The 24,898-nt window shown below is 43.4% G+C and carries 27 protein-coding genes; 13 read left to right on the top strand and 14 right to left on the bottom strand.

Annotation, left to right across the window (positions count from 1 at the left end; all coding sequences use genetic code 11):
• Positions 1 to 6 precede the first annotated feature (6 nt).
• From GB992_RS03095 to pdhA, 3 genes are all read right to left on the bottom strand, one after another.
• Entirely contained in the window at positions 7 to 1,335 is a 1,329-nt protein-coding gene (locus GB992_RS03095; protein WP_161001169.1) for a 2-oxo acid dehydrogenase subunit E2, read from the bottom strand.
• 64 nt (positions 1,336 to 1,399) lie between these two features.
• Complete coding sequence (locus tag GB992_RS03090) at positions 1,400 to 2,377, bottom strand: alpha-ketoacid dehydrogenase subunit beta (RefSeq protein WP_017262044.1); 978 nt, start codon at positions 2,375 to 2,377, stop codon at positions 1,400 to 1,402.
• A 2-nt stretch (positions 2,378 to 2,379) separates the two neighbouring features.
• On the bottom strand, positions 2,380 to 3,495 hold the full coding sequence (pdhA, locus tag GB992_RS03085) for a pyruvate dehydrogenase (acetyl-transferring) E1 component subunit alpha (RefSeq protein ID WP_161001168.1): 1,116 nt from the start codon (positions 3,493 to 3,495) through the stop codon (positions 2,380 to 2,382).
• A 557-nt stretch (positions 3,496 to 4,052) separates the two neighbouring features.
• Here pdhA and GB992_RS03080 point away from each other — a divergent pair.
• Together GB992_RS03080 and GB992_RS03075 are read left to right on the top strand one after the other, a co-directional pair.
• Positions 4,053 to 4,664 carry a peptide deformylase gene (locus GB992_RS03080; RefSeq protein ID WP_161001167.1) on the top strand — a complete coding sequence of 204 codons (612 nt, stop codon included), beginning with the start codon at positions 4,053 to 4,055 and terminating at the stop codon, positions 4,662 to 4,664.
• A 20-nt stretch (positions 4,665 to 4,684) separates the two neighbouring features.
• Complete coding sequence (locus GB992_RS03075) at positions 4,685 to 5,134, top strand: MarR family winged helix-turn-helix transcriptional regulator (protein ID WP_161001166.1); 450 nt, start codon at positions 4,685 to 4,687, stop codon at positions 5,132 to 5,134.
• A 113-nt stretch (positions 5,135 to 5,247) separates the two neighbouring features.
• Here GB992_RS03075 and GB992_RS03070 read toward each other — a convergent pair whose 3' ends face one another.
• Positions 5,248 to 5,775, bottom strand: a complete 528-nt coding sequence (locus GB992_RS03070; RefSeq protein WP_161001165.1) for a hypothetical protein — start codon at positions 5,773 to 5,775, stop codon at positions 5,248 to 5,250.
• Between the two features lie 325 nt (positions 5,776 to 6,100).
• Here GB992_RS03070 and GB992_RS03065 point away from each other — a divergent pair, with 325 nt between their 5' ends.
• The 4 genes from GB992_RS03065 (at position 6,101) to GB992_RS03050 (ending at position 10,288) form a co-directional block, all read left to right on the top strand.
• Positions 6,101 to 6,313 carry a DNA-directed RNA polymerase subunit epsilon gene (locus tag GB992_RS03065; RefSeq protein WP_017262050.1) on the top strand — a complete coding sequence of 71 codons (213 nt, stop codon included), beginning with the start codon at positions 6,101 to 6,103 and terminating at the stop codon, positions 6,311 to 6,313.
• A 3-nt stretch (positions 6,314 to 6,316) separates the two neighbouring features.
• The gene (gene rnjA, locus GB992_RS03060; RefSeq protein WP_161001164.1) at positions 6,317 to 8,089 is read left to right on the top strand and encodes a ribonuclease J1; all 1,773 of its coding nucleotides are present in this window, start codon (positions 6,317 to 6,319) and stop codon (positions 8,087 to 8,089) included.
• 176 nt (positions 8,090 to 8,265) lie between these two features.
• Entirely contained in the window at positions 8,266 to 9,234 is a 969-nt protein-coding gene (locus GB992_RS03055; RefSeq protein ID WP_161001163.1) for a diacylglycerol/lipid kinase family protein, read from the top strand.
• 67 nt (positions 9,235 to 9,301) lie between these two features.
• Positions 9,302 to 10,288, top strand: a complete 987-nt coding sequence (locus GB992_RS03050) for an ADP-ribosylglycohydrolase family protein (protein ID WP_161001162.1) — start codon at positions 9,302 to 9,304, stop codon at positions 10,286 to 10,288.
• Positions 10,289 to 10,353: 65 nt separating this feature from the next.
• Here the strand turns inward: GB992_RS03050 and GB992_RS03045 are convergent, their stop codons facing one another.
• Entirely contained in the window at positions 10,354 to 10,920 is a 567-nt protein-coding gene (locus tag GB992_RS03045; RefSeq protein WP_161001161.1) for a TetR/AcrR family transcriptional regulator, read from the bottom strand.
• Between the two features lie 120 nt (positions 10,921 to 11,040).
• On the opposite strand from GB992_RS03045, the gene GB992_RS03040 reads away from it, so the two are divergent.
• Positions 11,041 to 12,045 carry an amidohydrolase family protein gene (locus tag GB992_RS03040; RefSeq protein WP_161001160.1) on the top strand — a complete coding sequence of 335 codons (1,005 nt, stop codon included), beginning with the start codon at positions 11,041 to 11,043 and terminating at the stop codon, positions 12,043 to 12,045.
• A gap of 83 nt (positions 12,046 to 12,128) precedes the next feature.
• Here the strand turns inward: GB992_RS03040 and GB992_RS03035 are convergent, their stop codons facing one another.
• The 3 genes from GB992_RS03035 to GB992_RS03025 all read right to left on the bottom strand — a co-directional run bounded on the left by GB992_RS03035 (position 12,129) and on the right by GB992_RS03025 (position 15,539).
• Positions 12,129 to 12,311 (bottom strand): hypothetical protein, encoded by a 183-nt coding sequence (locus tag GB992_RS03035; protein ID WP_017262054.1) that lies wholly within the window; start codon positions 12,309 to 12,311, stop codon positions 12,129 to 12,131.
• Positions 12,312 to 12,700: 389 nt separating this feature from the next.
• Entirely contained in the window at positions 12,701 to 14,221 is a 1,521-nt protein-coding gene (locus GB992_RS03030; RefSeq protein ID WP_161001159.1) for an NlpC/P60 family protein, read from the bottom strand.
• Positions 14,222 to 14,795: 574 nt separating this feature from the next.
• A complete protein-coding gene (locus GB992_RS03025; protein ID WP_161001158.1) occupies positions 14,796 to 15,539 on the bottom strand; it encodes a glucose 1-dehydrogenase in 744 nt (247 codons plus the stop codon).
• Between the two features lie 169 nt (positions 15,540 to 15,708).
• Here GB992_RS03025 and GB992_RS03020 point away from each other — a divergent pair, with 169 nt between their 5' ends.
• The 3 genes from GB992_RS03020 (at position 15,709) to GB992_RS03010 (ending at position 16,995) form a co-directional block, all read left to right on the top strand.
• Complete coding sequence (locus tag GB992_RS03020; RefSeq protein WP_161001157.1) at positions 15,709 to 16,167, top strand: LytTR family DNA-binding domain-containing protein; 459 nt, start codon at positions 15,709 to 15,711, stop codon at positions 16,165 to 16,167.
• A gap of 23 nt (positions 16,168 to 16,190) precedes the next feature.
• Positions 16,191 to 16,583 (top strand): hypothetical protein, encoded by a 393-nt coding sequence (locus GB992_RS03015; RefSeq protein ID WP_161001156.1) that lies wholly within the window; start codon positions 16,191 to 16,193, stop codon positions 16,581 to 16,583.
• 148 nt (positions 16,584 to 16,731) lie between these two features.
• Positions 16,732 to 16,995, top strand: a complete 264-nt coding sequence (locus tag GB992_RS03010; protein ID WP_161001155.1) for a hypothetical protein — start codon at positions 16,732 to 16,734, stop codon at positions 16,993 to 16,995.
• Positions 16,996 to 17,095: 100 nt separating this feature from the next.
• Here GB992_RS03010 and citG read toward each other — a convergent pair whose 3' ends face one another.
• From citG to GB992_RS02995, 3 genes are all read right to left on the bottom strand, one after another.
• Entirely contained in the window at positions 17,096 to 17,980 is an 885-nt protein-coding gene (gene citG, locus GB992_RS03005; RefSeq protein ID WP_161001154.1) for a triphosphoribosyl-dephospho-CoA synthase CitG, read from the bottom strand.
• Positions 17,977 to 18,537, bottom strand: coding sequence for a citrate lyase holo-[acyl-carrier protein] synthase (citX, locus tag GB992_RS03000; protein WP_161001153.1), 561 nt, complete (start codon positions 18,535 to 18,537; stop codon positions 17,977 to 17,979). The genes citG and citX overlap by 4 nt, the downstream gene beginning before the upstream one ends.
• 181 nt (positions 18,538 to 18,718) lie before the next feature.
• Positions 18,719 to 19,867, bottom strand: a complete 1,149-nt coding sequence (locus GB992_RS02995; RefSeq protein WP_161001152.1) for an NAD(P)-dependent malic enzyme — start codon at positions 19,865 to 19,867, stop codon at positions 18,719 to 18,721.
• Positions 19,868 to 20,049: 182 nt separating this feature from the next.
• Here GB992_RS02995 and GB992_RS02990 point away from each other — a divergent pair, with 182 nt between their 5' ends.
• Positions 20,050 to 20,508, top strand: coding sequence for an OsmC family protein (locus tag GB992_RS02990; protein ID WP_161001151.1), 459 nt, complete (start codon positions 20,050 to 20,052; stop codon positions 20,506 to 20,508).
• Between the two features lie 115 nt (positions 20,509 to 20,623).
• On the opposite strand, the gene GB992_RS02985 is transcribed toward GB992_RS02990, so the two are convergent.
• The 3 genes from GB992_RS02985 to GB992_RS02975 form a co-directional block, all read right to left on the bottom strand.
• On the bottom strand, positions 20,624 to 20,845 hold the full coding sequence (locus GB992_RS02985) for a hypothetical protein (RefSeq protein WP_161001150.1): 222 nt from the start codon (positions 20,843 to 20,845) through the stop codon (positions 20,624 to 20,626).
• A gap of 126 nt (positions 20,846 to 20,971) precedes the next feature.
• On the bottom strand, positions 20,972 to 21,763 hold the full coding sequence (locus GB992_RS02980) for an alpha/beta fold hydrolase (RefSeq protein ID WP_161001149.1): 792 nt from the start codon (positions 21,761 to 21,763) through the stop codon (positions 20,972 to 20,974).
• A gap of 156 nt (positions 21,764 to 21,919) precedes the next feature.
• Positions 21,920 to 22,255: a thioredoxin family protein gene (locus GB992_RS02975; protein WP_161001148.1), complete on the bottom strand. Its 336-nt coding sequence runs from the start codon at positions 22,253 to 22,255 to the stop codon at positions 21,920 to 21,922.
• Between the two features lie 222 nt (positions 22,256 to 22,477).
• Here GB992_RS02975 and GB992_RS02970 point away from each other — a divergent pair, with 222 nt between their 5' ends.
• Positions 22,478 to 24,106, top strand: a complete 1,629-nt coding sequence (locus GB992_RS02970) for an ATP-binding protein (RefSeq protein WP_161001147.1) — start codon at positions 22,478 to 22,480, stop codon at positions 24,104 to 24,106.
• Position 24,107: 1 nt separating this feature from the next.
• Entirely contained in the window at positions 24,108 to 24,794 is a 687-nt protein-coding gene (locus tag GB992_RS02965) for a response regulator (RefSeq protein ID WP_161001146.1), read from the top strand.
• Positions 24,795 to 24,898: the final 104 nt, after the last annotated feature.

Raw genomic sequence — 24,898 nt, 5'->3', positions numbered from 1 at the left:
GTTAAATCATCCCTCCATTAACAGCATGTCCGGGTCGTGCAACAATTGCTTCAACTCGTTCAATGCGCGTTGTGCAGTTGCACCATCAATCAAACGGTGGTCATAACTCAGTGACAGCTTCAACATGTTACCAACAACGATTTCACCATCGTCGTTGACATATGGTTCTTTAGCAATCTTACCAACACCAAGGATCGCAACTTCTGGGTAGTTAATAACTGGTGTAAACCAGCCACCACCGATAGAACCAACGTTACTAATGGTGATGGAACCACCGGACATCTCAGCAGCTGACAGCTTATTGTCTTGAGCCTTCTGGGTGTTATCAGCGATTTCTTTAGCAATTTCAAACATACCCTTGGAATCAGCATTCTTAACATTTGGTACATACAGGCCATGTGGTGTGTCCGTAGCAATACCAATGTTGTAATAGTGTTTGTAAACAATTTCTTGAGTACTGTCATCAATTGACGCATTCAAGGTTGGGAAGTCCTTTAAGACGGCAACCAAAGCCTTGGCAACATATGGCAAGAAGGTCAAATGAATGTCACGGTCAGCGGCAATTGCCTTGTACTTCTTCCGGTTAGCCATCAATGCAGTCACATCGACATCATCAAATGAAGTTACGTGTGGTGCAGTGTGCTTAGAGGTAACCATTGCTTTAGCAATAGCCTTCCGTGTCATTGACATTGGCTCACGTGTTTCAAGATCAGGCGTTGCTGAAACGTATGGCTTGATTGGAGCTGCGGCAGTGTCAGCAGGAGCACTCGCTGCGGCAGCTGGTGCAGCCGTAGTTGCAGCTGGTGCGGCACCATTCTTAGCGGCATCAACGTCACTCTTTAATACCTGACCATGCTTGCCAGTTGGGGCAACAATTGAAATATCGACATTGTTGTCACGAGCGTATTGACGAACCGAAGGCATTGCCAACACAAGTTTACTTGGGTTGCTCAATACAGGGTTCGGGTTGGCACCGGTAGCTGGTGCGGCTGGCGCTGGTGTGGCAGCAGGTTCTGGAGCTGGGGCGGCACTTTCAGGTGCAGCAGAAGCTTCGGCTGGTGCTGCAGGTGCAGCGTCATCATCAGGTGTGTCAGGTGAGCCATCGTCGATCTCAACTAATGGATCGCCAATCTTAGCAGTTTCACCTGCTTGCATAAAAATCTTTTTAACGGTACCAGCAACTGGTGATGGTAATTCTGAAACGGACTTGTCGTTTTGAATTTCTACCAGGGTGTCATCTTCAGCGACCTTGTCGCCTTCCTTAACATCCCAGGCAGCAATTTCACCTTCGGCCATTCCTTCACCAAGTTCTGGCAATTTGAATTTGTAGGACATGGAATATCTTCCTTTCATCGAATTTACGGGTGGACCCGTCTGATCTGATTATCAAACGTCAGTATCAGTATGTGAGGATTTCACGAACCTTTGCTTCAATTTCAGCGGCATCCGGAATCCAGTCGTCTTCAGCCAAAGCAAATGGGTAAATGCTGTCTGGAGCGGCTACCCGTCCAATTGGGGCGTCCAATGAAAGAATGTCGTTTTCAGCGATATCAGATACAACCGTCGCACCGACACCAGCCATCCGTTGTGCTTCTTGAACCATCACAACATGATGCGTCTTGTCGATTGACTTGAAGATTGTGTCTGTGTCAATTGGTGATAAGGAAACCAAATCGATAACTTCAACAGAAATGTTTTCCTTAGCCAGTTTGTCAGCAACCTTCAGTGCTTCATTAACTTCAGCACTGTAAGCAACAACGGTGATATCAGTTCCTTCGCGAACCACTTTGGCAGTGTCCAACGGAACCGTGTACTTGTCGTCTGGCACTTCAGCCTTCATGGAACGGTACAACTTCAAGTTTTCCATGAACAATACGGGGTCGTTGTTTTCAACAGCTGAAATAATCAAGCCCTTTGCATCATAAGGATTGGAAGGCGTTACCACACGCAATCCGGGAACATCAGTGAAGAAACTTTCCAAGTTATCTGAGTGCATTTCAGCGGTGTGTGTCCCACCACCAAATGGTGTCCGAATCGTGATTGGCATATTCTTTTCGCCACCGAAACGGAACCGTGTCCGTGACATTTGACCAGCAATGGAGTCAACAGCTTCAAATGTGAAACCCATAAATTGGATCTCAGGAAGCGGCCGCCAACCAGTTGCTGCTAGTCCCATTGCTAAACCAAGAATACCTGATTCAGCCAATGGTGTGTCAAATACCCGGTCTTCACCGTACTTGTCTTGTAATCCTTGAGTGGTACGGAAAACACCACCGTTTTTACCGACATCTTCACCGAAGATTAACGTCTTGTCATCGTCGCTTAAGACCTGATCAAGTCCGTCAGTAATCGCTTGAATATAAGTTTTCGTAGCCATGATTACTTCGACTCCTTTGCTTCAAATTCGGCAATTTGTGCCTTGATGTTCGGAGTTGGTACTTCGAACGTGTTCTTTAACATTTCAACATTTGTTTGTTTAGGTTCTGCATCGGCAGCTTTTAAGTCAGCCTTGAACTGCGTCTTGCATTCGTCAACATAGTCACTTTCCTGTTGATCGGACCAAAGTCCTTTGTCTTCCAGTACCTTGCGCAAACGGATTAATGGGTCGTTATCATGCCAAGGCTTTTCTTCTTCCTTAGTACGGTAACGCGAAGGATCATCACCGGCTGAGCTGTGGGCACCATAACGGTAAGTTAAGGTTTCAATCAGCACTGGCCCATTGCCTGCTGCGTACTCACGAGCAGCTTTAGCAACAGAATAAACAGCCAAGATATCCATCCCGTCAACCTGAACAGAAGGCATTCCGGCAGCAACGGCCTTTTGAGCCAACGTTGTGGCAGCCGTTTGCTTCTTCCGTGGAACGGAAATTGCAAAGCCGTTGTTTTGAATGATGGCAACTAATGGGGCTTGGAAGGCACCGGCAAAGTTCAAGCCTTCATACGTATCACCTTGCGAAGTCCCACCATCACCGGTGTAAACAAAGGCAACGTTGTTCTCACCGTTCTTCTTAATTCCTAAAGCAGCACCGGCAGCTTCAACGAATTGAGCACCGATAATAATTTGTGGCATCCATGCACGATACTTTGGATCATACTGATTACCCTTAACATGACCACGTGACCATAGGAAGCCTTTTTCAACTGAACCACCGTGTTGGATCAGTTGTGGTAAGTCACGGTAAGCCGGGAACAAGAAATCCTGAGGTTCAAAAGCTGAGACACTGCCCATTTCACTGGCTTCTTCACCAGCCGTTGGAGCGTAGAACCCTAACCGACCTTGACGTGAAAAGCTCATGGTTTGCTCATGTAAAGCACGTTCCCAAACCATTTTCTTCATGAAATCAACCAGTTGTTCATCACTAAATGAGTCAAACACCTCTTGATTAACAACTTTGGCAGAACCGTCTAGAACTTGAACCATTTTGTATTCACTACCGAGATTTTCCTTAATCGCAGCAAAGTCTACAATTGGCTTAGATGAATCGTTGTTTGCCATAATGCACACATTCCTTTCTTTTTCTGATGACAGCTTCCATCCGCTCACTGTCTAAGACTTGCAACAAGCAAATGTATGCGCTTTCATCTTTCACCGACAATTGTAACGCTAGATAGAAATCGTTTGCAAGGGGTTTCATAATTGTTAAAAAGCTCACAAAAAACCTTGGCACACCCCATTTACTTGTGAAGTTTCTGAACATTTTTGGTGCTTTTTGTATAGCAACCAACCAATCGAACATAAAACGCTGTTACATGAACTTTTTACCAGCGTATTAAATGTATAATCACGTTTTCATACTTCTTTCACATTTCACATGCCAATATTTTTATACTGTGAAAACAAATTTAATAACATTAAAATAAGTTTTCTTTGCGTCGGTTTTCACGAAGCGTTGCTAGCTTACTTAACGGACATATTTGCTTTCAAACGTTGAAGTATCAACACTTTGCGTCCATTGTTTGACTTCTGTTTCGATTCGTCTTCGCGCTTAGCCGTTCCGAAATTTCTAGCGTATGGTACACTATTTGTTAGTAGTATATGAGGAGGAACAGCACGTGATATTAATGGACAACATTATTCGGGATGGTAACCCTACCTTACGCAAGTATGCTGACAAGGTCACCTTTCCACTTAGTCAGGAACACCAACAACTTGCAAAGGACATGATGGAATATCTGGAAGTTAGTCAAAATCCGGACCTTGCTGAAAAGTACGGTCTCAGAGCAGGAGTCGGTCTAGCTGCCCCGCAAGTGGACGTTTCCATTCAAATGGCAGCCGTTCTGGTACCCTCACCTGTAGAACCAGATGATCCAGATAATCATGATGATGTCTTAAAGGCTGCCCAGGAAGCTCAAGACAACCCAGTCTTTAAGGATGTAATTATTAATCCCGTCATCGTTAGCCAATCTGTTCAGCTTGGGGCACTGTCCGAAGGTGAAGGTTGCCTGTCCGTTGATGAAGATAAACCTGGTTATGTGCCGCGCGCTGATCGCATCACTTTACGTTTTCAAGATGTTGACGGTAACGACCACAAGGTTCGGTTGAAAAATTATCCCGCCATTGTTTGTCAGCATGAAATTGATCATCTGCACGGTGTGCTATTTTATGACCATATTAATAAGGAACAACCATTTGCGGCCGAAGAAAACACACTGTTGATTGGTTAAACACCTGGAGGTAAGCAATCATGGCATTTTCACCATTAAACGATGATCTTATTGCCCAGTTAAACACCGCCTCAAGAAAACTAACAGCGTTGCTCGACGATCAATTACGACCGCTTAATCTCTCGGCAAGCAATTATTATCTCCTTTTAAAGATCGATGCCAAAACCGGTTTAACACAGGATCAGTTATATCGACGGATTTATCTCAGCCCAAGCAACGTTACGCGACGGTTGGACCAATTGATCAACTTAGGCTTTGTACGCAAGGTCAAAACGGATACGGATCGACGGGCATGGCGCGTTTTACTGACCGATGACGGTGCCCATTTGATCGACAAAATAAATAATCAGTTACAGCATGTTAATGACTTGACCTTTGCAGGTCTCAGCAGTACAGAACTAACCTCGTTGTCGGCCATGTTGAATACAATTGACGACAACCTGAGTGAAAACTCGGCACATCATAATTAAATTTGAGTCAACAAAAACCGTTTTGAATTAGCAGCCATGCTAGTTCAAAGCGGTTTTTGTTTTTAACTATACATATAAAGTTAACTATAAAGCCAACGTACAAATGATTATCCTTAGTGGTTTTCTTCAGCATTGGAGGCTGGCATTTTTTCCGAAGGGTTAAGTCGTTTAAGATCCTGAACATATTCAATGGTAGATTCATTCATTAAATAGGCAACATCAATGTGCAATTGCCCCTCAAATAACCACAAATCAGTCACAACAAACGTGGGATGGCTCGTCGATAACCGTTTAACATGATTTTTGACTGCATACTCTCCCAGCGCATTGTTTAATGGTCGCCTTAAGGTGGGCAGTTGATCTGCCTGCAAATTGTCGACAGTGATGCTGAACTCAAAGGCCATCACGCCGCGGCCCCAAACGTCAGCCACAGTGTCAGACGCTGTAAAATGATTTTGGTTTTGGCTCAAAGTGTGTTCGTCAGCAAACTGATTCAGTGCACTTGTCATAGCACTTTCCGTCGTCGCCTGAGCATCATTACGAACAATGCTTGTCGCCCGGCGAATAATCAGACGATGAATATAATGATAAATTAAATATGCGAGGATAATTCCTATAATAATGATTAGTGCCAGTTTCATTCAGAACCCCTCCGTTTCTACACCTAATTTTACCATATCTTCTCGTTAGTAACCGCTAGCCGACGGTAAATCAATCCGTATTTTCTGGAAATAATTTCCTACACCAGCGAATGACCTTGTAAATGAGCCTGAATACACTGGCAATGCGCCGTGTGAGTGTACATCGACAGCCGGCTATGGTAATATTGAACTCAAATGTTGTGTTCGCGCAACCGCTGTTCGGGAGAAAACACCTTAATTTTTCGTTCGTTAACCGCCTCGCTTAGGTGTGACGGTTCTGTTTTTCATACAATAAAAATTCATTATATATAGGAGATTTTTACACATGATTTTCAAAGTTTATTATCAAGAATCAAAAGTTCGTAACCCTAAACGGGAAGACACTCACTCATTATACATTGAGGCCGACAATGAGGCCGAAGCAATGAGCACCGTTGAAGCTAACACTGAGTACAATGTTGAATATTTAGAACCACTTGAAGGCAACGCTTTGGAATATGAGCAAAAAGGCGCCAACTACAAGTTAACGGAGTTTTAGCTTATGGCAAAACTCAATATTAAAAATAACGAAACCGCAGTATACGCAGTTGGTGGATTAGGCGAAATTGGGAAAAACACTTATGGTGTCCAGTTTCAGGATGAAATCATCATGATTGATGCCGGTATTAAGTTCCCCGAAGACGAATTGCTGGGAATTGATTACGTGATTCCGGACTACTCTTACCTTAAACAAAACGAATCAAAAATTAAGGCGCTTGTCATCACTCACGGACACGAAGACCACATTGGTGGGATTCCATTTTTGCTTCAACAAATTCATGTACCGATTTATGCAGGTCCCCTTCCAATGGCGCTCATTAAAAACAAGTTGGAAGAACATGGGTTACTAGAAACAACTGAACTGCACGAGATTGACGAAGATACTGTACTGAAGTTCAGAAAGACGAGTGTCTCGTTCTTTAGAACAACCCACAGTATTCCCGATACTCTTGGTGTCGCAGTTAAGACGCCTTCTGGAACGATTGTTCAAACTGGTGACTTCAAGTTTGACCTCACGCCAATCAACACGCCGGCACCGAATTTGCAGAAAATGGCAAAGCTCGGCGAAGAAGGTGTCTTATGTCTTCTCTCCGACTCAACGAATGCCGAACGGCCAGAATTTACTAAGTCTGAACGCTGGGTCAGCCATTCAATTCATAAGTTGTTTGATAAAATTGACGGTCGAATCATTTTTGCTACCTTCGCTTCAAACATTTCACGAATTGAACAAGCCGCCGAAGCAGCCATTGAACATCATCGGAAAATCGCCGTGTTTGGTCGGTCAATGGAAGCAGCCTTAGTTAACGGTCGTGAGCTCGGCTACCTTAACATCCCCGACGACGTGTTGGTTGATGCTTCCGAGCTTCGCAATATTCCAGCGAATGAAACACTCATTTTATGTACTGGCTCTCAGGGTGAACCAATGGCCGCCCTGTCACGGATCGCTAACGGTACCCACCGTCAGATTTCAATTCAACCAAATGATACAGTTATCTTTTCAAGTAACCCAATTCCTGGTAACACAACTAGTGTTAACCGGGTCATTAACGAATTGGAAGAAGCCGGTGCCGAAGTTATTCACGGTGCTGTCAACAACATCCATACTTCAGGACATGGTGGCCAGGTTGATCAGGAATTAATGCTTCGGTTAATCAAACCTAAGTACTTTATGCCAATCCATGGTGAGTACAGAATGCAGAAGATTCATACACAACTCGCGCAGTTGTGTGACGTTCCAGAAGATCACACGTTTATTCTGCAAAACGGTGATGTGTTGGCTCTTACTGCCGATTCTGCCCGTGTCGCTGGTCACTTTAACGCCGGCGATGTATATGTAGATGGTAATGGTGTTGGTGACATCGGCAACGTCGTTTTACATGACCGCCAAATGTTGTCCGAAGAAGGATTAGTTGTCGTTGTTGCGACAATCGATCTTAAAAACAAGGAAATTCAGGCTGGTCCTGACCTTCTCAGTCGTGGTTTTGTCTATATGCGTGAATCTGGCGACATGATTAATGAAGGTCGTCGGCGCGTGTTCCGGACGATTCGCCGTGCAATGCGCGATGATAACGCAACGGAAGCCTCGATTCGAACAGCCATTATCGATGACTTACAGAGTTTCTTGTATGAAAAGACTGAACGTCATCCGATGATTCTGCCAGAATTGATTATGACTAGCACAAACACACCCCATAAAAAGCCTGTCACACATCGTAATTCACCAGCACGGCGTGAAGTTAATGCCAAAGCTGAAACACAAGCAACAAACGAATAATAATCAACGCGATTCAAAAATCGTTGATTGCTGCCGGTTCTTCATCAGAAGAGCCGGTTTTCTTATGCGCAATGTTCTTTAAGAAACCTTAAACAACTGCTAATGGCCCCACTCCATTGGTCGCTCATTTCGTATACTGAATAAAGAGAAAGTGTTTCATATTGAGAGGAACTGTTATGACCCGTCACTTTTACGTCATTTTAAACCGTCACGCTGGCCGCGGTTACGCAAACAACGTTTGGCATACGATTCAACCACAGCTGGATCAACCGGGAATTGAATATCAAATGGATGAAACAAAATATGCTGAACATGCGATTCTTCTTGCTGAACAGTACGCGAAACACCATGCAAATGTCACCATGGGTTCACACATTGTTTTGGTCGTCGGCGGTGATGGTACTCTCAATCAAGCACTAAATGGGCTTAAAAAGGTCGATGTAGCTGTCGCTTTGCCACTAGCGTACATTCCTGCCGGTTCTGGCAATGATTTTGCCCGAGGTGCACAAGTATCCCGCAACCCTTCAAACGCGTTAAAACAGATCCTAGCGGCTACTGAACCAGAAATATTGGACATCGGTCATTATGAAGAGACGACCCAACAAGAACAACGTTACTTTGTCAATAATGTTGGCATTGGTTTCGATGCCGCAATTGTCAGTGCTGCGAATCACAGCACTAAAAAGGGCTTGCTCAACCGTTTACACTTTGGCAACCTGGCCTATATTGGACAACTCATCAAGGTGCTAGGACAGCAAACTGCCTTCCCTGTTACGGTTCACGTAGGTAACCGTCGTGATATTTTTGACAACGGCTTTTTGGTAACGACAAGTAATCACCCGTACTTTGGTGGTGGCGTTCCCATTTTGCCTATCGCAAATGTTCATGATCGAAAATTATCGCTCATTATCGCGGAAAAAATGATTCTGCCTAAATTCATTTTCTTGTTTATTATGATGGCCTTTGGGCGTCATCTGAATTTTAAAAACGTTCATCATTATCAGGCCGATCATTTGCATCTAACAATATCCTCTTTAGAATACGGTCAAGTTGATGGTGAAGAAATGGGTAATCGTTTCTTTGATATTTACCTCTCCGTCGAACAATATCCGTTTTGGTTTGCTCCTACTCGACATTCTAAGTAATATCGTTAAATTTTTTATCATTCACTTCATCGTGGAAAGTCTTACTAATCTCAGAGGAGTCTTGCACATGAAACATACATCAGCAGCGTTGACTGCAGGCATTTACGGTATCGCTATCGGTGACGCCCTTGGTCAGTCAACACAATTTAAAAGTTACGAAAAGTTGCAACAAAATCCGGTGCACGAAATGCTTATGGGCGCTTATCAAACATTGCCCGGCACATGGTCGGACGATACTAGCATGACGCTTGCTACGCTAGCTGCAATCGCGGCTAACGCAACTGACGCCACTATTCCATTGGAACCAGTCATGAATAACTTCATGGCTTGGTTAAACGATGCTGACTTCACACCAGTTCATGAAACTTTTGACGTTGGTAACGGTACTCGTCAAGCACTACGTCATTACAGTGAAACGCATAATCCTCGTGATGCAGGCAGCGCTGATGTCAAAAACAACGGTAATGGCGCCCTTATGCGTATGTTACCAGTCACATTATGGGCTATTCACCAATTAGATGAAGGTCAAACGTTAATAAACCGCCCAGATCTAGTTGATCAAATTATCGAAGTTGCTGAGTTAACGCATCGACATGCTCGTTCAACAGTCGCCTGCTTACTTTACTCCGCGCTCTTAACTCGGCTTATTGAATCAACTGGTTGGACCAGCCAGTTTCTCACCCAAGCGGTTCAAGATGTTCAGCGAATCGTCCAGAACCGAACTGAACTAGCCGGCGAACTGCCTCAGTACAATCGTCTTCTTGATCCTGCTTTTTACAAACTGACTGCCGCTCAGCTTAACACCAGCGGCTATGTCGTTGACACTACAGAAAGCGTCTGGTGGTTACTCAACCACTTTACCGATTATCATGACCTTGTCCTGAACGCAATCAATCTTGGCGGTGACACGGACACTATTGCAAGCATCGCTGGTGGCCTTGCGGCAATTCGGGGTGGCCTGACGTCACTTCCACGAGACTGGCAGGATCAATTGCTGGGTCGTAACGTAATTGCCAATACAATCCATGACGCACTTCGATCCGGCAAATATTAAGTATTTAAAAGCCATCGCCCTTAAAACCTACTAGCCATCTCGCTCTTGAACAAAGAACGAGATGGCTAGTTTTTTTCTGTAAAATCATGTGGAATTAATTTTCGGTACAAGTCAACCACGTCCGCAAGTGGGAGCGATGGTTCAATACAAGCGACTTGCATTGCAAACCCAAGTAAGGCATCCCCAATTCCGTAACACAATAATTTCATCTGAGTCGGCCGCCGTTCCCTAATGATAAGCACACGTTGAGTCACGCCACCTACAATTGGGACCATCTGTTCACGCAATCCTGTCCATCGCAATAGTTGAAAGAAGCCGCAGTTTTCCAAAATCACGCGACTAATAAGCTGACTAGCAGTTCGCCAATCAATGCTTGAACGAGTATCGATACGATTCGTCACCTCAGTAATCACAATCAACAGCTGAATGGTTATCACATCGGCAATATTTTGATGATGCCGGTAGAAGGTCGCGCGACCAACTTTAGCAATCCGACATAGTTCACTGATGGTTATCTTATCAAATGGACGCTTTAGAGCATAAAGATGTTGGATTCCCCCGTACAACTTTTGCTGTGTTCGAACTTCACGTTGGTCAATCATCATTGAGTTAGCTAATAATAGTTTTGTCATACTGCTATGATACACATTCAATTAATATGTCTCAATACTGATTATCTCTAAATCCCTTCCACATTTTATAATTTAATCCTCGACTAGGAATTAATTATTAAAAATTAGGAGATATTATCTATGAAAATCATTACTGTCGAAGAACATTTCGAATCCGCCACTGTCACAAACAGAATTATTGGTTTGACCGAAAAGTTGCCACAAGCTAAACTTAGCCCCGAAATGAAACATTATATGGCTACCACACTGCCAAGTGATGCATTGATGCAGGACGTCACTGACTACCGTTTGCCATTCATGGATGCGCATCATATCGACATGCAAATTTTATCGTACGGAAATGCGTCACCACAAAATTTAGCACCACATGATGCCATTGAACTCTGTCAAATTGCCAATAATCAGCTCGCCGCTGTGGTCCGCCAGTATCCCAAACGATTTAGAGCGCTGGCAGTTTTACCTGTTGGCGACCCTATCGCAGCTGCTGCGGAGCTAGAACGTGCTGTCGTTACTCTTGATTTTAAAGGCGTACTTTTAAAGGGAAATTACAACAACCAGTTCTTTGACAATCCACGTTTTTTCCCAATCTTTGAGATGGCAGCCCGCCTAGATGTCCCAGTCTACTTTCACCCCTCATTTGTGCCAAGCGACGTAAGCAGACATTACTACGCCAGTTCTGAGTGGTCGGATGTTATTACCGGAATTTTTTCATCCGCTGGTTATGGTTGGCATATGGACATTGGCATTCAAGTTATCCGAATGATTCTTTCCGGGATTTTTGACAAACTGCCAACCCTAAAACTTATTTCCGGACACTGGGGTGAAATGGTGCCACTCTTTCTAGAACGTCTTGACGATGAGCTGAACGCACATGTTCATTTGAAAAATGCCGTTAGCGATTATTACCGTAATAACGTTTACGTCACACCCAGTGGCATGCTGACACAACCGCAACTTAGCTTCCTTCTCGAAGAAATGGGTGCAAATCATATCTTATACTCGCTGGATTACCCATACAAACAGCCAACAAAAAGCGAGTCATTTTTACAGACAAAAGGTTTATCTGAATCCCAGCGTCACGCTATCGCTCATGGAAATGCTGAGCAACTTTTCCACCTCAGTTAATTAAAACGCGCTACCTGCTCTAAAACAACAAAAAGGATGACCGCCAAAAAATCTGGCGATCACCCTTTTTGTTTGATTACATATTAATCTTCAGCAGCGTCCATGGCCTCGAGAATTGCATCCAGTTGGTCACACTTACCCCTGAGGGAATCGATCTGATCATGCGATGCCATCCGATGTGTTGACGCGCTCGATTCATCTTGAAGTTCCGCTAATTCATGTGTAGCTTCGCGGTATTCTTCAAGAATCTCTAACTTGTTACTCATCTTTAACACTCCATTTCATACTATAGGTCGACGACCCAGATTATGACGGTAGCAATTAAAGCTCCTTCAAATTCATAAGTGACTATAACACCTTTCGACCAAACTGTGAACACTTTTGACCAAGGATTTTTTGCATCATTTTTGAAGTTTTTCAGTGCTCATTTCAAATTGACTTTTTGCTTTAAAATGTATATAACAATATCTTGTTCTGAAAGGGTTCGTATCTGTAAAGGAACAAGTCATAATCAATGCTTGTAAAACGTTCAACTGACTTCAGAATTATTTTGTTTCCAAATTGTCATATTTCGGCAATCGATTAAATGTCATACAAATTGACCAGCAACACTTACAAACAGTCCATTTCATCATCGTTGAACTATCCAAACGTCTCACTGGCGCAAACTCCCCGAGAAACTCGGCATAAAGTTTTGACCATCCATCGTATACGTTTGCACGTTTTTACCTGGTTCAGGTGCTGCAATGTACTGACTGTCACCAATTGCAATGGCGTTGTGGTAAGTTGCACCCTGCGGCCCCCAGAACAAAACATCACCTGGTTGGGCGGCGTTAACTGGTTGAGCGTTAAAGTACGCCTCCTGCGCGACAGTATTGTGCGGCAGCGAAACGCCAGCCGATGCGTAAGCCTGTTGAACAAGTCCTGAACAATCAGTACCTTGAGTCGACGCACCACCCCAAACGTATGGCACTTGTTGATTCTGATAATCAACAGCTGTCTGGACAACTTTTGTCCGTGTTGACTGATCCGCCGTGTAATTTGGTTGAGATGGCGTTGGTGCTGCACTGACTGTTGTAGCGGCTTGTAAAGTAGTTGGTTGGGTCGGTTCATCCATTTGGGTAGACGTCGAAGCTTGATCAGGTGTTGACTGAACAGCTGCTGACGAAGCAGGTGCTGCTTGTGAAGAAACGGAAGCAGCCCGCTTAGTTGTCGCATTTGATGTTACGACGTTTGAAACATCACTATTAGATTGACTCTTCAACAGCATCGTCGAACTGGACACGGACGTTGCCGCACTGCTGGTCGTTACTTTTGAAGAGCTTAACGTCGCGGTCTGTGTTGAAGTAGCGGTTGAACTAACTTGAGATGTTACTGTTTTGCCTGCTGCCAAGGTTGAGATGACATTGTTAGTCGTGACAGCCTTAGCTTGCTGGCTTGTAGGTGCGACAGATGTCGTGACTTTACCTTTGCTTGCAGATAGCACAGACACCAAATCAGTCGCTGATGTCGCAGCAGAAGTAACAACAGTTGAACTCAAACTGTCTGCACTAGCATTAGCGGTTTGTTCGGTTGAGGTTGACTTAACATCACTTTGCACGACGTTATCATCTTTGGTTTGATCAACCTTAGTATCAACTGCAGAAACGAGGTTGAGTGTTTGCAGAGGATTGTTATCCTCACTTGGCGCTGCCGACGCATCCATTGTTGACGCTTCACTACTTGTTGGTTGCAAAGTCTCCAAGGACAGCTTCTGACCAACGTGAATAATAGAACTAGTGAGTTGGTTATTGGCCATCAGTTCATTAACAGTGGTGTCCTTTGCGGCCGCAATCGACCATAAACTGTCCCCGGTTTTAACTGCATATGTATGCTGTTGCGACTTTTGAACGTTGACGGTGCGTAAAACTGGTTGCATTGTTTGAACTTTAACGTTGTCCAGTGCAGCATTGTGTCCCGTATAAATGACAGAAGTTTGACGATCAGCACCGTTCTTAACCTTATTTAAGGTTTCTACCGATTGCAGTGACACATGTGTGTGTCGCGTATAACCTGACGGTGTGTCGCTTTTTTGCGCCTTGATTTGTGATGCAAATACTGATGATCCACCAGCTGCTAAAATGGCACTAACGGCCCCAATCGCAGCCAGAACACGATTACTTTGTTCTGTTCCCATTCTCAGCACTTCCCATGTTGTCTGAATTATGCTTAAAACATTAAGAAAAGTTTAAGCATGTCATATGTGTAGTATAACAGCCCTTTAACCAAACGGAAACCTCAATTTTACATGAATTGAAAATAAAAATGTGGCAATCAATAATTGGCGTTGTGCATAACTATTATAGTCAACGTATCGCCCTTTAAAATGGTTATTGTTATATACATACAAAAGTAAAATCCGACAAGTGTGTCCTTCTGCTACTACGCTTAAAATGGTACCTTCTTCTTGCGTAGCGGCACCTAAATATTTGGCACAATGTTAATTATCTAAAGTGGTCTATCTAACTCATAAATAACAATTGCCTCATACAATATCCGTTTTATGGGCATAGCTAGCGCATTTACACAATCCGTGGTCAAGACCACGTAAAGAAGCTTTTATCAGCGACTTCATAATCAACATTGTCATTAACAAAATTCGTTGATTTCAATGTTCAATGCACCGGCATTAATCAACTTTAAATCACTGCTACACGAAAAAAACGCTCTCTATTTTTTAGAGAGCGCTTAATTGGTCTATTTTAATAAACTTAGGCGTTTTGCCCACCATCAATTGTAAATTCAGCACCGGTAGCATACTTCGATTCGTCAGAGCCCAGGAAAACACAGATATTGGCAATGTCTGACGGCTGTCCCATTTCTCCAATTGGAATTGTCTTAACAACAGAATCACGAACCTCATCCGGAATGATTGCTGTGTCAACCCAACCTGGATGCACGGAATTTATTCGCACTTTCAATCCTTCATGGGCTGCAGATAGGGCCGCTGCCTTGGTCAACAGTCTTGTGCCACCTTTACTTGAAGAGTAAGCCGCTGCCATTGGTAAGCCACGGAGACCGGCGACTGAGGAAATGTTGATAATTGAACCTGCGCCACCATTCTTCTTCATCGCCTGAATACCGTATTTAACACCTAGGAAATTCCCGGTAAGGTTTACATCGATCACTTGCTGCCAATCAGCTAATGATAAGTCTTCAACAGGGCCATTCTTACCGCCGATACCGGCATTGTTGACGACAATGTCAATTTTCCCGAATTTATCTTCAGCCGCTGAGATAACCTTTTTCCAATCATCCTCTTTGGCCACATTCTGCTGAACAAACAGACCTGCGTCACCCAATTTACTGGCAACCTTTTGCCCGCCATCAACATTATGATCTGCGGTCACAACAACTTTGGCTCCTTCTTTAACAAAGGCCTCAGCAATGGCTTGCCCAATTCCTGCGGCGGCGCCTGTGACAATGGCGACCTTACCTGATAAACGCTCTGACATAATCTTTCCTCCTAGTAATTGATAACATTATTCTATGCCCAGGTAAGGCAAAATGCACCTTTTTGAACTTCATTACCACTTTCACCAGATTTCGAGCCGTTTACGCGCCAATCATTGTTTTTAAGCCGCTCGTTTAATAAGCTTAGTTCATCAAATAGAGGTGATTCATATGAAAGTCACATATAAACAAATTGATCAATCCAACACTTCCGTTGTCGTTTATGCCCGAGCTCAAACGGACAGTGTCACTAACTTGATTGGCTACATTGCCAAATATAACGAAGGTGATAATCAAATCGTGATTCACGAAAACGGTCGGATGAGCATTATTCAGATTTCAGAGATCATCACAGTTGAAGTTCAGAATAAGGACCTGACGATCACGACAACGAGCAACATTTTCCATGTTCGTTGCGCCCTATCAAAAATGATGGAAAAACTCACACAGCCTTTTTTTGCCTCAGTCTCGCAGTCCGCGACCATCAATTTAAGGTACTTGGACTCATTAGTAGCTTCTTTTTCTGGAACAATGACGGCACATTTAAAAAACGGTCAGCAAGTCGCTGTTTCACGGCGGTTTGTCCCCTTATTACGCCAACGCATTAAATCATTGCAAGCACAAAAGTAAATAACAGCTTTGGAGGTTATATCATGGCACAAAAAATGACGAGTTTATTCAAGAGCTTTCTCACTTCATTTTCAATTGGTAATTTTTTTATCGTTTTAAACCTATTGATTTCACGAATACCGCACATCCATCAACTGATTATTGAGGTTTGGGTATTTTGTCTAAGCCTCACGTTTATCAATCTACTACAGTGGTTATCGATCAAACCAGTGATTAAATATGCGCTGATTATTGTGTTTACATCAATTATCTATCTGATCTTTGCCGGCATTTTTCACTGGATGCCCTTGACGACGGTTAGCATTTCACTCACATTTGTTGGCTTTGCCACTTGGTATATTGTTTCATGGCTTGGATACTGGCTGTATTCACGCTGGTTAGCCAATAGCGTAAATCACGACTTAAAGACGCAATAGTGATTTTCTACCATAAAAAGACTATTGTCGGCGTGTCAGTTTGATAACGATGAAAAATAACAGATGATTGCTTTTGAATGTTAATAGTAATAAATTAATAATATAATCATTTTTATCAAATAGTTGAATATGTTTGGGAGATGGGATCATGTCAGATAAAAATAATGCTGAAAAAGCTATTGATTCGACGCCCGCAGGAGCCGGTACCACTTTAGGAGCGCAGCAAGGCTTACATGCAGAACATAATACAACCATTCAGCTTATCGCACTGTGGATCGTTATTATCACTTTGATTGGCGTATTGATTGCTGCCGTGTTCGGTGCTTTTGCAGTTATGAACATTATGTTGGGCCTAGCGGTCGTTAGCGGCATTATTTACGGCTTAACGGAATGGCAATTTGGTAAAGGGTAAGCCTATTCATCAGCATTTTGTTATTGGCAACTATAAAAAGACACAGATCAAATGACGATTATTGTAATCGCTTGATCCGTGTCCTTTTTAATTTCCAAACTTAACGAAGTTGTCCCTCTAACAGGGCAAAGTAAATCGTTAAAATAAGCAGATCTGCAGAGCCACCGAGACTCAAATTACGTGACAAAAATATTTCGTTCAGCTGCTTTAAGAAAACTTGACCCGCTGATGTTCGGCTACCACCTAATTCAAAGTAATGATTACTTTGAACGTGCATCCAATCGGTGATTTTTGCGTCACCAGCCCGTTTGATTAAATTTGAATCATCCATATTGCCGGCAATACGCATTAATGTATCAAGCAAACGTTCCATCGTTGTTCCCTGACGTTGCCGTAAAAATGGCAATGCTAGTTCAACCACAGTTGGAAAACCCGCCTCCGCTTCACCACGAATACCAGCCTTACCATACTTTAGAAATTGACGTTCACCGGCTGTTAGCGACGCCGGTGAAGTCGCCTTGATCTTTTTGAAGTCATTTTCAGTTAATCCTTGAAGCATTTCTTTGGCAATAGCAATAACTTCATTTGTCGCATATTTGCCATTAACAGTTAGTTGCTGCGCTGTCGCCGCAACTAATACGCCCAATGAAAAAATCGCACCCTTATGCGTATTAACACCGTTCGTTGTTTCAAACATCGTCCGCTCGGCATGTTGTCCCAAAATCCGTAACTGAGCGAATAGTTCGGTTAATTCGTTATCCGTTTGTTCAAAATGCTGACCCGCAAGCGCACATTTGTGCAAGTATTCCCGTAAACTGGTCGCACTATCAATGAAAGTAAACACCGTCATATCAGGATGGGGACCAGCGGAAACAGGATCGACTAAGCCAGGCTTTGGATTCACAGCTACTTCATAAAGGAGCGCCCGTTCACCTACTTGTGAAAGTGTTGACGCCAACTGTTGAGCGCTCAAATCAAGTGTCATAGCAGCTGTCCTCCAAAGTAAGTCGTATACATGTCAGCAATGTGTGCCTGCAATTCTGTCACGCTGTGGCGACGCGAACGCGCACAATCTTTAGACGGCCGACCGCAAACTAAACAGGTTCGCGCCGGCAAACCAAAATTAGTCCGGGATAATGCTCGTGCACCGCCGTCCCCACCCATCAGTACATCGGCATCAAATAAGCGCCCAAGTGTAAACTCATCCTCAAACGAAACTGCCAATTTTTTGACCTGATCGGCTTTCATATCAACGACATAAAACGCTTCGGATCCTGTTTGACGGTCCCAATGTTCGTCATCAATGATGACATATTGGTGTTGAGTCATCATGCTTCTCAATTGCGCATCGCCAGCTTTAAACAACTTTTCTAAGGCACCATTATTTTTAATTGGTCCGGGAATATTCATTTTTAAAGCAACCACTGTTCTTCCTGGATATTTGGCAATCAAACTTTGTTGAAGTGACACACGTTCATCTTTGTTTGCCAATACATTATCGATTGTTTGCGGTTCACCAGTTGAAAATATATCTTCTGCCACGACTTTCTCTCCGTTCCTCTTCAAATTACGGTTAACAGTTTACGCCTCCCCGTCATTTTTGTCTTGTTCACCGATTAATACTTGTCAATAACAAAAGACTGCCATTAGCGTCTTTTGCACCAATAGCGGTCTTTAAATTTAATGCATCTTTTAACTTTAAAAAGCGGATTAACTGCACGAATTATTTCGCAAAATCGACAACTGCCTTAGCAACTGTCTGAACAACCCCATCATCGAAGACGCCTGGTACAATATGATCCACTGTCGGATGTTCGACTAAGCTAGCAAGCGCCTTAGCCGTTGTTGCTTCTAAAACAAACGTGACGTGTTTAAGGCCACTGGCCAGTAGTCCCTTATATAATCCAGGAAAGACCAAAATGTTATTGACCTGATTTGGATATTGACTAGAACCCGTCGCAATGACCGCTGCACCGGCCTCTTTAGCAACTGCTGGATCAATTTCAGGCACTGGGTTGGCCAGGCCAAAAATAATCGGCCGATCGGCCATATTGCGCACATCATCACCGGTTAACACGTTTGCGTCAGATAATCCGACAAACACGTCTTGGCCTTTAATACCTTCTTGCAATGTGGTGCCAGTGGTTTGTGTGCCCAATTCTCGCGCCAAACCACGTTGAAATTTGTTGTAACGGTCATCATCAGGTGTAACGACACCATGGATGTCAGCTAGTGTAATGTGTTTCACGCCAGCAGCAAACAGTAATCGAGCAACCGCAATCCCCGAAGCACCGGCTCCGTTAATCAAAATGTGCAAATCGTTAAATGATTTATTCACAACCTTGGCTGCGTTCAAAAGGCCGGCCATCACTACAATAGCAGTTCCTTCTTGATCATCATGATAAACCGGAATGTTGAGTTCTTTGCTTAACCGATCTTCAATCTCAAAACATCTTGGCGCTGCAATATCCTCTAAATGAATACCTGCAAAACTGCCAGCAATATTTTTAATCGTGCTGACGAATTCGTCAGTGGATACCTGCGCAACTGATAATGGCAAAGCGTTAACACCCGCTAAGTCTTTATATAGTAACGATTTACCTTCAATAACCGGTAGTGCACCGGCCGGACCAATATTACCAAGACCCAAAACAGCCGAACCATCAGAAACCACGGCTACCAGCTTGCCGCTTAACGTATAGTAGTCTCGCAAGCTTGGATCTTTGGCCAACATCTTTGAAATTGTCGCAACCCCTGGTGTGTATGCTTTGCCCAAATCCGAGCGATTTTTAACCGCCATTTCAGATTCAATGCCAAGAACCCCATTATGTAAAGCATGTAACTTTAATACGTCATCTAATTGATCCGCCATGTGTGCACTCCTTCGTTTATTCTATTTCTAATATACACCGCTTTTAAAAAATATCAAAATTGATGGATTTTTTTGAAACATTTTAACAGTCTTAAAAACGGCAATAAGGCTAATTGATTGTTGTTTTATTGATCAGTCTGTAAAATGAAACTGTTAATATAATTTGCTTGGAGGGCTACAAAATGGAAAAAGACGTACGACCACGAACAACATATCACACGACAATTATTAATGAAGACGGCGTTTCTGGTCACACGTTCGCCCAAGGTAAGAACCGTGTCGATCTACAGATTCGGAACACAAACGATGACACTAATGGGACTAATCCTGAACAACTACTCGGAATGGCCTTAGCTACCTGCTTGAACGCAACCTTTGAGGCCATTGAAAAACGTGATGGTTACGAGCATCAAACGAAGGTACGAGTGGACGTTGATCAAGCTCATGATACACACGGTCTTCAATTCTTTGTTGATGTGTACGTCTACATTCCGGAATCAGAAGTGGACCGTAAAACTGCACAGGCGTGGTTTGATCTCGCCGAAAGTCGCTGCCCTGTGTCAAAATTGGTACGCGGTAGCGATAACGTCACGTTCACGCTCGTTGATGCGTGGGATGATGGTGCAAGTACTGTTTTATAAAATTAACATCAACACCAGTCTCACGCCATATGAAAAGCCAATCCTCAAGCCCGAGGATTGGCTTTTTGGGTCTACCATCTAAATACACGATATTTAACACTCTCGCTCTTCATTGCTAATAATTTGAACTAACCCAACCACAGTGCAAATGAATATAACACCGCTTACCTGCCGCAAAATCTGCAGGAGATAATTCGAATTCAAAACCACAATTATTCACGTGACGAATGCGCATCGGCATTGTGGGATGACCAGTATACGCCGTTTTCCACTCGTAATCCTGCCCATCCGGCGCTTCCGCAAGCACCTGTTCGGCATAATTCAACGTTTTCTCCATTACTAACCTGCCTCCCAAATAAGAAACATGAACCATTTATTGTTTGCTCATAGTATCACATAACTTCAATTTATCCAAATAACTTGCTCAACTTAAGGGAGATTGGATGGCCCGTTTGCCAAAGAATCATGCATGTGGTAGCTTTTCCAGAAAACTCAACAATGCCGCATTGGTTGCCTCACTTTGTTCTGCCATCAAGATATGACCAGCATTCGGAATAATAACTGACTGACCGTGAGCTGCCATCTTAGACGTTACAGCGGCAAATTCAGGATTAAAGTACGGTGATTCGCCACCCGCCATCACTAACAATGGTACGTTTAACTGGCGAATCACATCACGCCAATCTGCAAAAGCATGATCAAACAAAAATGGTTCGTTGAGCGCTGCATCATATGGGTGCGTGGTAGCAGCAGCCGTTACGAGTTGATACGTATCATCGTCAATATGCTTAAATGTAGACGGTCCCAATGGCATTCTGAAAAAGTCTGGAAACTCCGCCCAAGTTACATCTTTAAACCCAAACTTCCAGTCCGCGTCATTAATCATTTTGGGGCTTTGATCTAAATCAATCACTGCGGTGACGTTTGCATCCCCAAACAGTGATAAATAAGCAAAAATAGTTGCTGCGCCCATCGAGTTACCCAGCAAGATAGGCTTTACGAGGTGCAATTTATCGATCACTTCCGCAAGATCCATACCGTGGCGACTAATTCTTAATCCTTTGGCAGTATGTTGCGAAGCGCCTTGATTGCGAGCGTCCACATTGATGACCCGATAGCCAGCTGAAACTAGTGCTGAAACCTGGGCACGCCAAATTTCTTTTGCACCGCCTAGGCCAGTCAGAATAACAACCGGCCGTCCTTCGCCCTCATCTGTATAATCCAACCTGACGTGATCACTCGTGGTTATTATCATGTCTGCCTCCCTAATGCTTTCGTTGTCATTAGCATATCACATGCCACCTAAATCCCCGTGCTTAAAATAATCAATCATTCCTCGACAATTACAAAAAAAGGTCAATCCCGACAAGCGGCATTGACCTTAATCGTTACTGTTCAATTCTGGACACGTTTATGCCGGTTGTCCTTCCAACTTATCAATGAAGCTTTCAACTTCTTGACGTGTCTTCCGATCAGCGTTGGCAAAACGACCAATTTCCTTACCGTTCTCAAACGCAACAAAGCTTGGAATACCCATGACGCCAAGTTCTTGAGCGAAGTCGATATTTGCATCACGATCCACGTGAACCCATTGATATTGATCGTACTTGGATTCAATTTGCGGCATCACTGGTTTAATAAAAGCACAATCAGGGCACCAAGTGGCACTAAAGAATAACATCACTTTACCATCTTGTTTAATAATATCGTCTAATTGTGCATTACTTAAATCTGTCATTGGTGTCATTAAAAAAACCTCCTAGATCCTGACGTAGTCATTCTTAAACACGTCGGGGTCTTCTTTAAAAGTTACTTACTATTTTATAGTGTTTCTCGAAAAAGTCAACAATTGTTTGTTCGGAAGCAAAGCTCAATACCCTCAATTATTTTCCATTCGGACGACTTAACAAGCTAGCACACCTGTATACTTACAGTATCAACCTATTTTAAACGGAGTCAATAAATACTCATGCAGAAAAAATCTTACCATCACAAATGGTCGCTACGTACAACGATCATTTTAGTAGTTTTATTAACAGTCGCAACCTCCCTGTCCATTGCTGCACTTCTCGTACTACACAACGTTGTCCAAACGCAGCAACGAAACATTAAGCAAAATATCCGTAGTACGGCCACAATTGTTGCCACAAGTACGGTTGTTAAAGATAATTTGACGACTAAACAGCCATCGGCACATGGCGACATTCAGAGATACACCAAGCGAATTCAACGAGCCACTCATGTCGATTTCATTGTTGTTATGAACCGTCGCTTAATCCGTTACTCACATCCCGACACCCGCGTCATTGGTCACCGGTTTAGTTCCCCAAACGATGCCACCAAGTCGCTAACCGGTCACACACATTTTTCCCGTGAAACAGGTGTGCTAGGAAATGGTTACCGAATTTTTACCCCCATTTACAATGCTAGGCATCAACAAATTGGCATTGTCTGTGTCGGTTTAACGGAAAGATCAATCAATAGTGAAACACGGTCCGCCGAGTTGCCTATTGTCATTGGATCATTACTGGGCTTGATCAGCGGTATCATCGCCGCCTGGTTGCTAGGAACCCATATTCGTCGGCGCTTATTGGGAATGGAACCCCAGGAAATCGCTACACGGGTAACTGAATTATCTGTCATCAATGACAGTATGTCCGAGGGGCTTATCGCAATTGATCAACAACGGCGGCTGATCACAGCAAACGATATCGCAAATGAACTATTTCCGACCCTGACAATTGGTGATCCACTTGATGATGACCTGTTTAACGCTTTATTTGGGCAGACGTTTAAGGGTTCAAAAAGCACAATTAATGAATCCGTATTAGTCCAGTCTAAAGAATTAATTGTATCGACAAGTCCACTGATTTCTGCTGGCAAACGCCTAGGTAGCATGGCACTATTACGTGATCGTTCTGAATATCAACTACTAGCCGACCAATTGGCCGGAACAACACAATATATTCAGGCCCTTCGCGCACAAACACATGAATTTCTAAATAAACTTCAGGCCGTTTCCGGTCTAATCGAATTGCACCAATATGATGAAGTTCAACGATTTATTACCAATACGTCAGCAGATTACCAAGCCCAATTCGGAAACCTCAACAATCATATCCAATCGCCAGCAGTTGCTGGATTTCTCATGGGGAAATTAAATCAGGCTCATGAACAGCAAGTCGCCTTTACTATCACGCCAGATAGCCTTCTTCCCAAGCAAGTCGCTTCAGAAGCCTTAAGTGTGGATCTAATTAAAGTCCTGGGAAATCTCATCGATAACGCAATTGACGCTGTTAATAACGATGACAATGTTAAATCAGAAATCACGCTGTCAATTAATTATGACGATGAAAGTAATATCTTGGTCATTGAGGTAACAGATAATGGCTGCGGAATTTCAAAAGAAGTTAAAGCTCACATGTTTGAGCAACACTATTCAACTAAGGGACGAGATCGTGGTTACGGTTTAGCGCTCGTTAAACAGGTCGTTGACGCCCGTAATGGCTACCTGTCAGTGACTAATAATCGCCCACAAGGCACTACTTTTTACGTTGAATTACCACTATATAATCAAAAATCGGAGGGCGATGACTAATATGATGAACGTTTTAATTGTGGAAGACGATCCCATGGTCAGTGCCATTAATCAGCAATATCTAAAAAGAATTATTCCATCAGCCCAGCTAAGTCTCACACAGACCGACAATGGCGCTCACGCATTGTCGATTTTAAAGCAACAGCCAGTGGACCTCGTGTTGCTTGACGTTTATATGCCCAAGCTGTCCGGCAGTGAGGTTTTGACAGAGTTAATGCGCCTTGAAATACATCCCCAAGTGATTATGTTAACGGCCGCAAATGATACGGACCATGTTAAGGCAGCTATCGACTACGGTGTCCTCGACTACCTAATCAAGCCTTTTACATTTGATCGTTTTGAACAATCAGTGACCAAATTCTTGCAGATACACCAATCACTTAAAAATACGGGTCCCCTGGCACAAAAGGACTTAGATCAATTATTTACAACTCCCTCCTCACAATCCTCTCAATTGCCACAGACACTGCCCAAGGGATTGTCTCGATTGTCACTAGAACGTGTACTAACAGCGATTCAACCTTTACAAGCACCCTTTTCGGTTCAAGATGCTGCACAGGCGGCCAAGCTATCCCGAATTTCAACAAAAAAATATTTAGACTATTTAATCGACACACATCAACTATCTTCCAGCATTAAATACTTAGCAGTTGGACGTCCTTTAACCGTTTACCAATTCGTGAACTAAATAATTTCTTTGAGTCGATTTCGTACCCTCTTGTCGCCGTAACTAGCGATGAAAAAACGGCCCACCAATTTTAGTTTGGTGTGGCCGCTTTTCGTATGCGCTAT

The organism is Furfurilactobacillus milii (assembly GCF_009863985.1).
Classification (GTDB): domain Bacteria; phylum Bacillota; class Bacilli; order Lactobacillales; family Lactobacillaceae; genus Furfurilactobacillus; species Furfurilactobacillus milii_A.
This window is presented reverse-complemented; position numbering and strand designations above follow the sequence as displayed.

What these genes read in the sequence shown, in the direction of transcription:
- GB992_RS03095 (WP_161001169.1), bottom strand. Translation starts at nt 1,335, where the DNA reads ATGTCCTACAAATTCAAATTGCCAGAACTTGGTGAAGGAATGGCCGAA.
- GB992_RS03090 (WP_017262044.1), bottom strand. Translation starts at nt 2,377, where the DNA reads ATGGCTACGAAAACTTATATTCAAGCGATTACTGACGGACTTGATCAG.
- pdhA (WP_161001168.1), bottom strand. Translation starts at nt 3,495, where the DNA reads ATGGCAAACAACGATTCATCTAAGCCAATTGTAGACTTTGCTGCGATT.
- GB992_RS03075 (WP_161001166.1), top strand. Translation starts at nt 4,685, where the DNA reads ATGGCATTTTCACCATTAAACGATGATCTTATTGCCCAGTTAAACACC.
- GB992_RS03070 (WP_161001165.1), bottom strand. Translation starts at nt 5,775, where the DNA reads ATGAAACTGGCACTAATCATTATTATAGGAATTATCCTCGCATATTTA.
- GB992_RS03065 (WP_017262050.1), top strand. Translation starts at nt 6,101, where the DNA reads ATGATTTTCAAAGTTTATTATCAAGAATCAAAAGTTCGTAACCCTAAA.
- rnjA (WP_161001164.1), top strand. Translation starts at nt 6,317, where the DNA reads ATGGCAAAACTCAATATTAAAAATAACGAAACCGCAGTATACGCAGTT.
- GB992_RS03055 (WP_161001163.1), top strand. Translation starts at nt 8,266, where the DNA reads ATGACCCGTCACTTTTACGTCATTTTAAACCGTCACGCTGGCCGCGGT.
- GB992_RS03050 (WP_161001162.1), top strand. Translation starts at nt 9,302, where the DNA reads ATGAAACATACATCAGCAGCGTTGACTGCAGGCATTTACGGTATCGCT.
- GB992_RS03045 (WP_161001161.1), bottom strand. Translation starts at nt 10,920, where the DNA reads ATGACAAAACTATTATTAGCTAACTCAATGATGATTGACCAACGTGAA.
- GB992_RS03040 (WP_161001160.1), top strand. Translation starts at nt 11,041, where the DNA reads ATGAAAATCATTACTGTCGAAGAACATTTCGAATCCGCCACTGTCACA.
- GB992_RS03035 (WP_017262054.1), bottom strand. Translation starts at nt 12,311, where the DNA reads ATGAGTAACAAGTTAGAGATTCTTGAAGAATACCGCGAAGCTACACAT.
- GB992_RS03030 (WP_161001159.1), bottom strand. Translation starts at nt 14,221, where the DNA reads ATGGGAACAGAACAAAGTAATCGTGTTCTGGCTGCGATTGGGGCCGTT.
- GB992_RS03025 (WP_161001158.1), bottom strand. Translation starts at nt 15,539, where the DNA reads ATGTCAGAGCGTTTATCAGGTAAGGTCGCCATTGTCACAGGCGCCGCC.
- GB992_RS03020 (WP_161001157.1), top strand. Translation starts at nt 15,709, where the DNA reads ATGAAAGTCACATATAAACAAATTGATCAATCCAACACTTCCGTTGTC.
- GB992_RS03015 (WP_161001156.1), top strand. Translation starts at nt 16,191, where the DNA reads ATGGCACAAAAAATGACGAGTTTATTCAAGAGCTTTCTCACTTCATTT.
- GB992_RS03010 (WP_161001155.1), top strand. Translation starts at nt 16,732, where the DNA reads ATGTCAGATAAAAATAATGCTGAAAAAGCTATTGATTCGACGCCCGCA.
- citG (WP_161001154.1), bottom strand. Translation starts at nt 17,980, where the DNA reads ATGACACTTGATTTGAGCGCTCAACAGTTGGCGTCAACACTTTCACAA.
- GB992_RS02995 (WP_161001152.1), bottom strand. Translation starts at nt 19,867, where the DNA reads ATGGCGGATCAATTAGATGACGTATTAAAGTTACATGCTTTACATAAT.
- GB992_RS02990 (WP_161001151.1), top strand. Translation starts at nt 20,050, where the DNA reads ATGGAAAAAGACGTACGACCACGAACAACATATCACACGACAATTATT.
- GB992_RS02985 (WP_161001150.1), bottom strand. Translation starts at nt 20,845, where the DNA reads ATGGAGAAAACGTTGAATTATGCCGAACAGGTGCTTGCGGAAGCGCCG.
- GB992_RS02980 (WP_161001149.1), bottom strand. Translation starts at nt 21,763, where the DNA reads ATGATAATAACCACGAGTGATCACGTCAGGTTGGATTATACAGATGAG.
- GB992_RS02975 (WP_161001148.1), bottom strand. Translation starts at nt 22,255, where the DNA reads ATGACACCAATGACAGATTTAAGTAATGCACAATTAGACGATATTATT.
- GB992_RS02970 (WP_161001147.1), top strand. Translation starts at nt 22,478, where the DNA reads ATGCAGAAAAAATCTTACCATCACAAATGGTCGCTACGTACAACGATC.
- GB992_RS02965 (WP_161001146.1), top strand. Translation starts at nt 24,108, where the DNA reads ATGATGAACGTTTTAATTGTGGAAGACGATCCCATGGTCAGTGCCATT.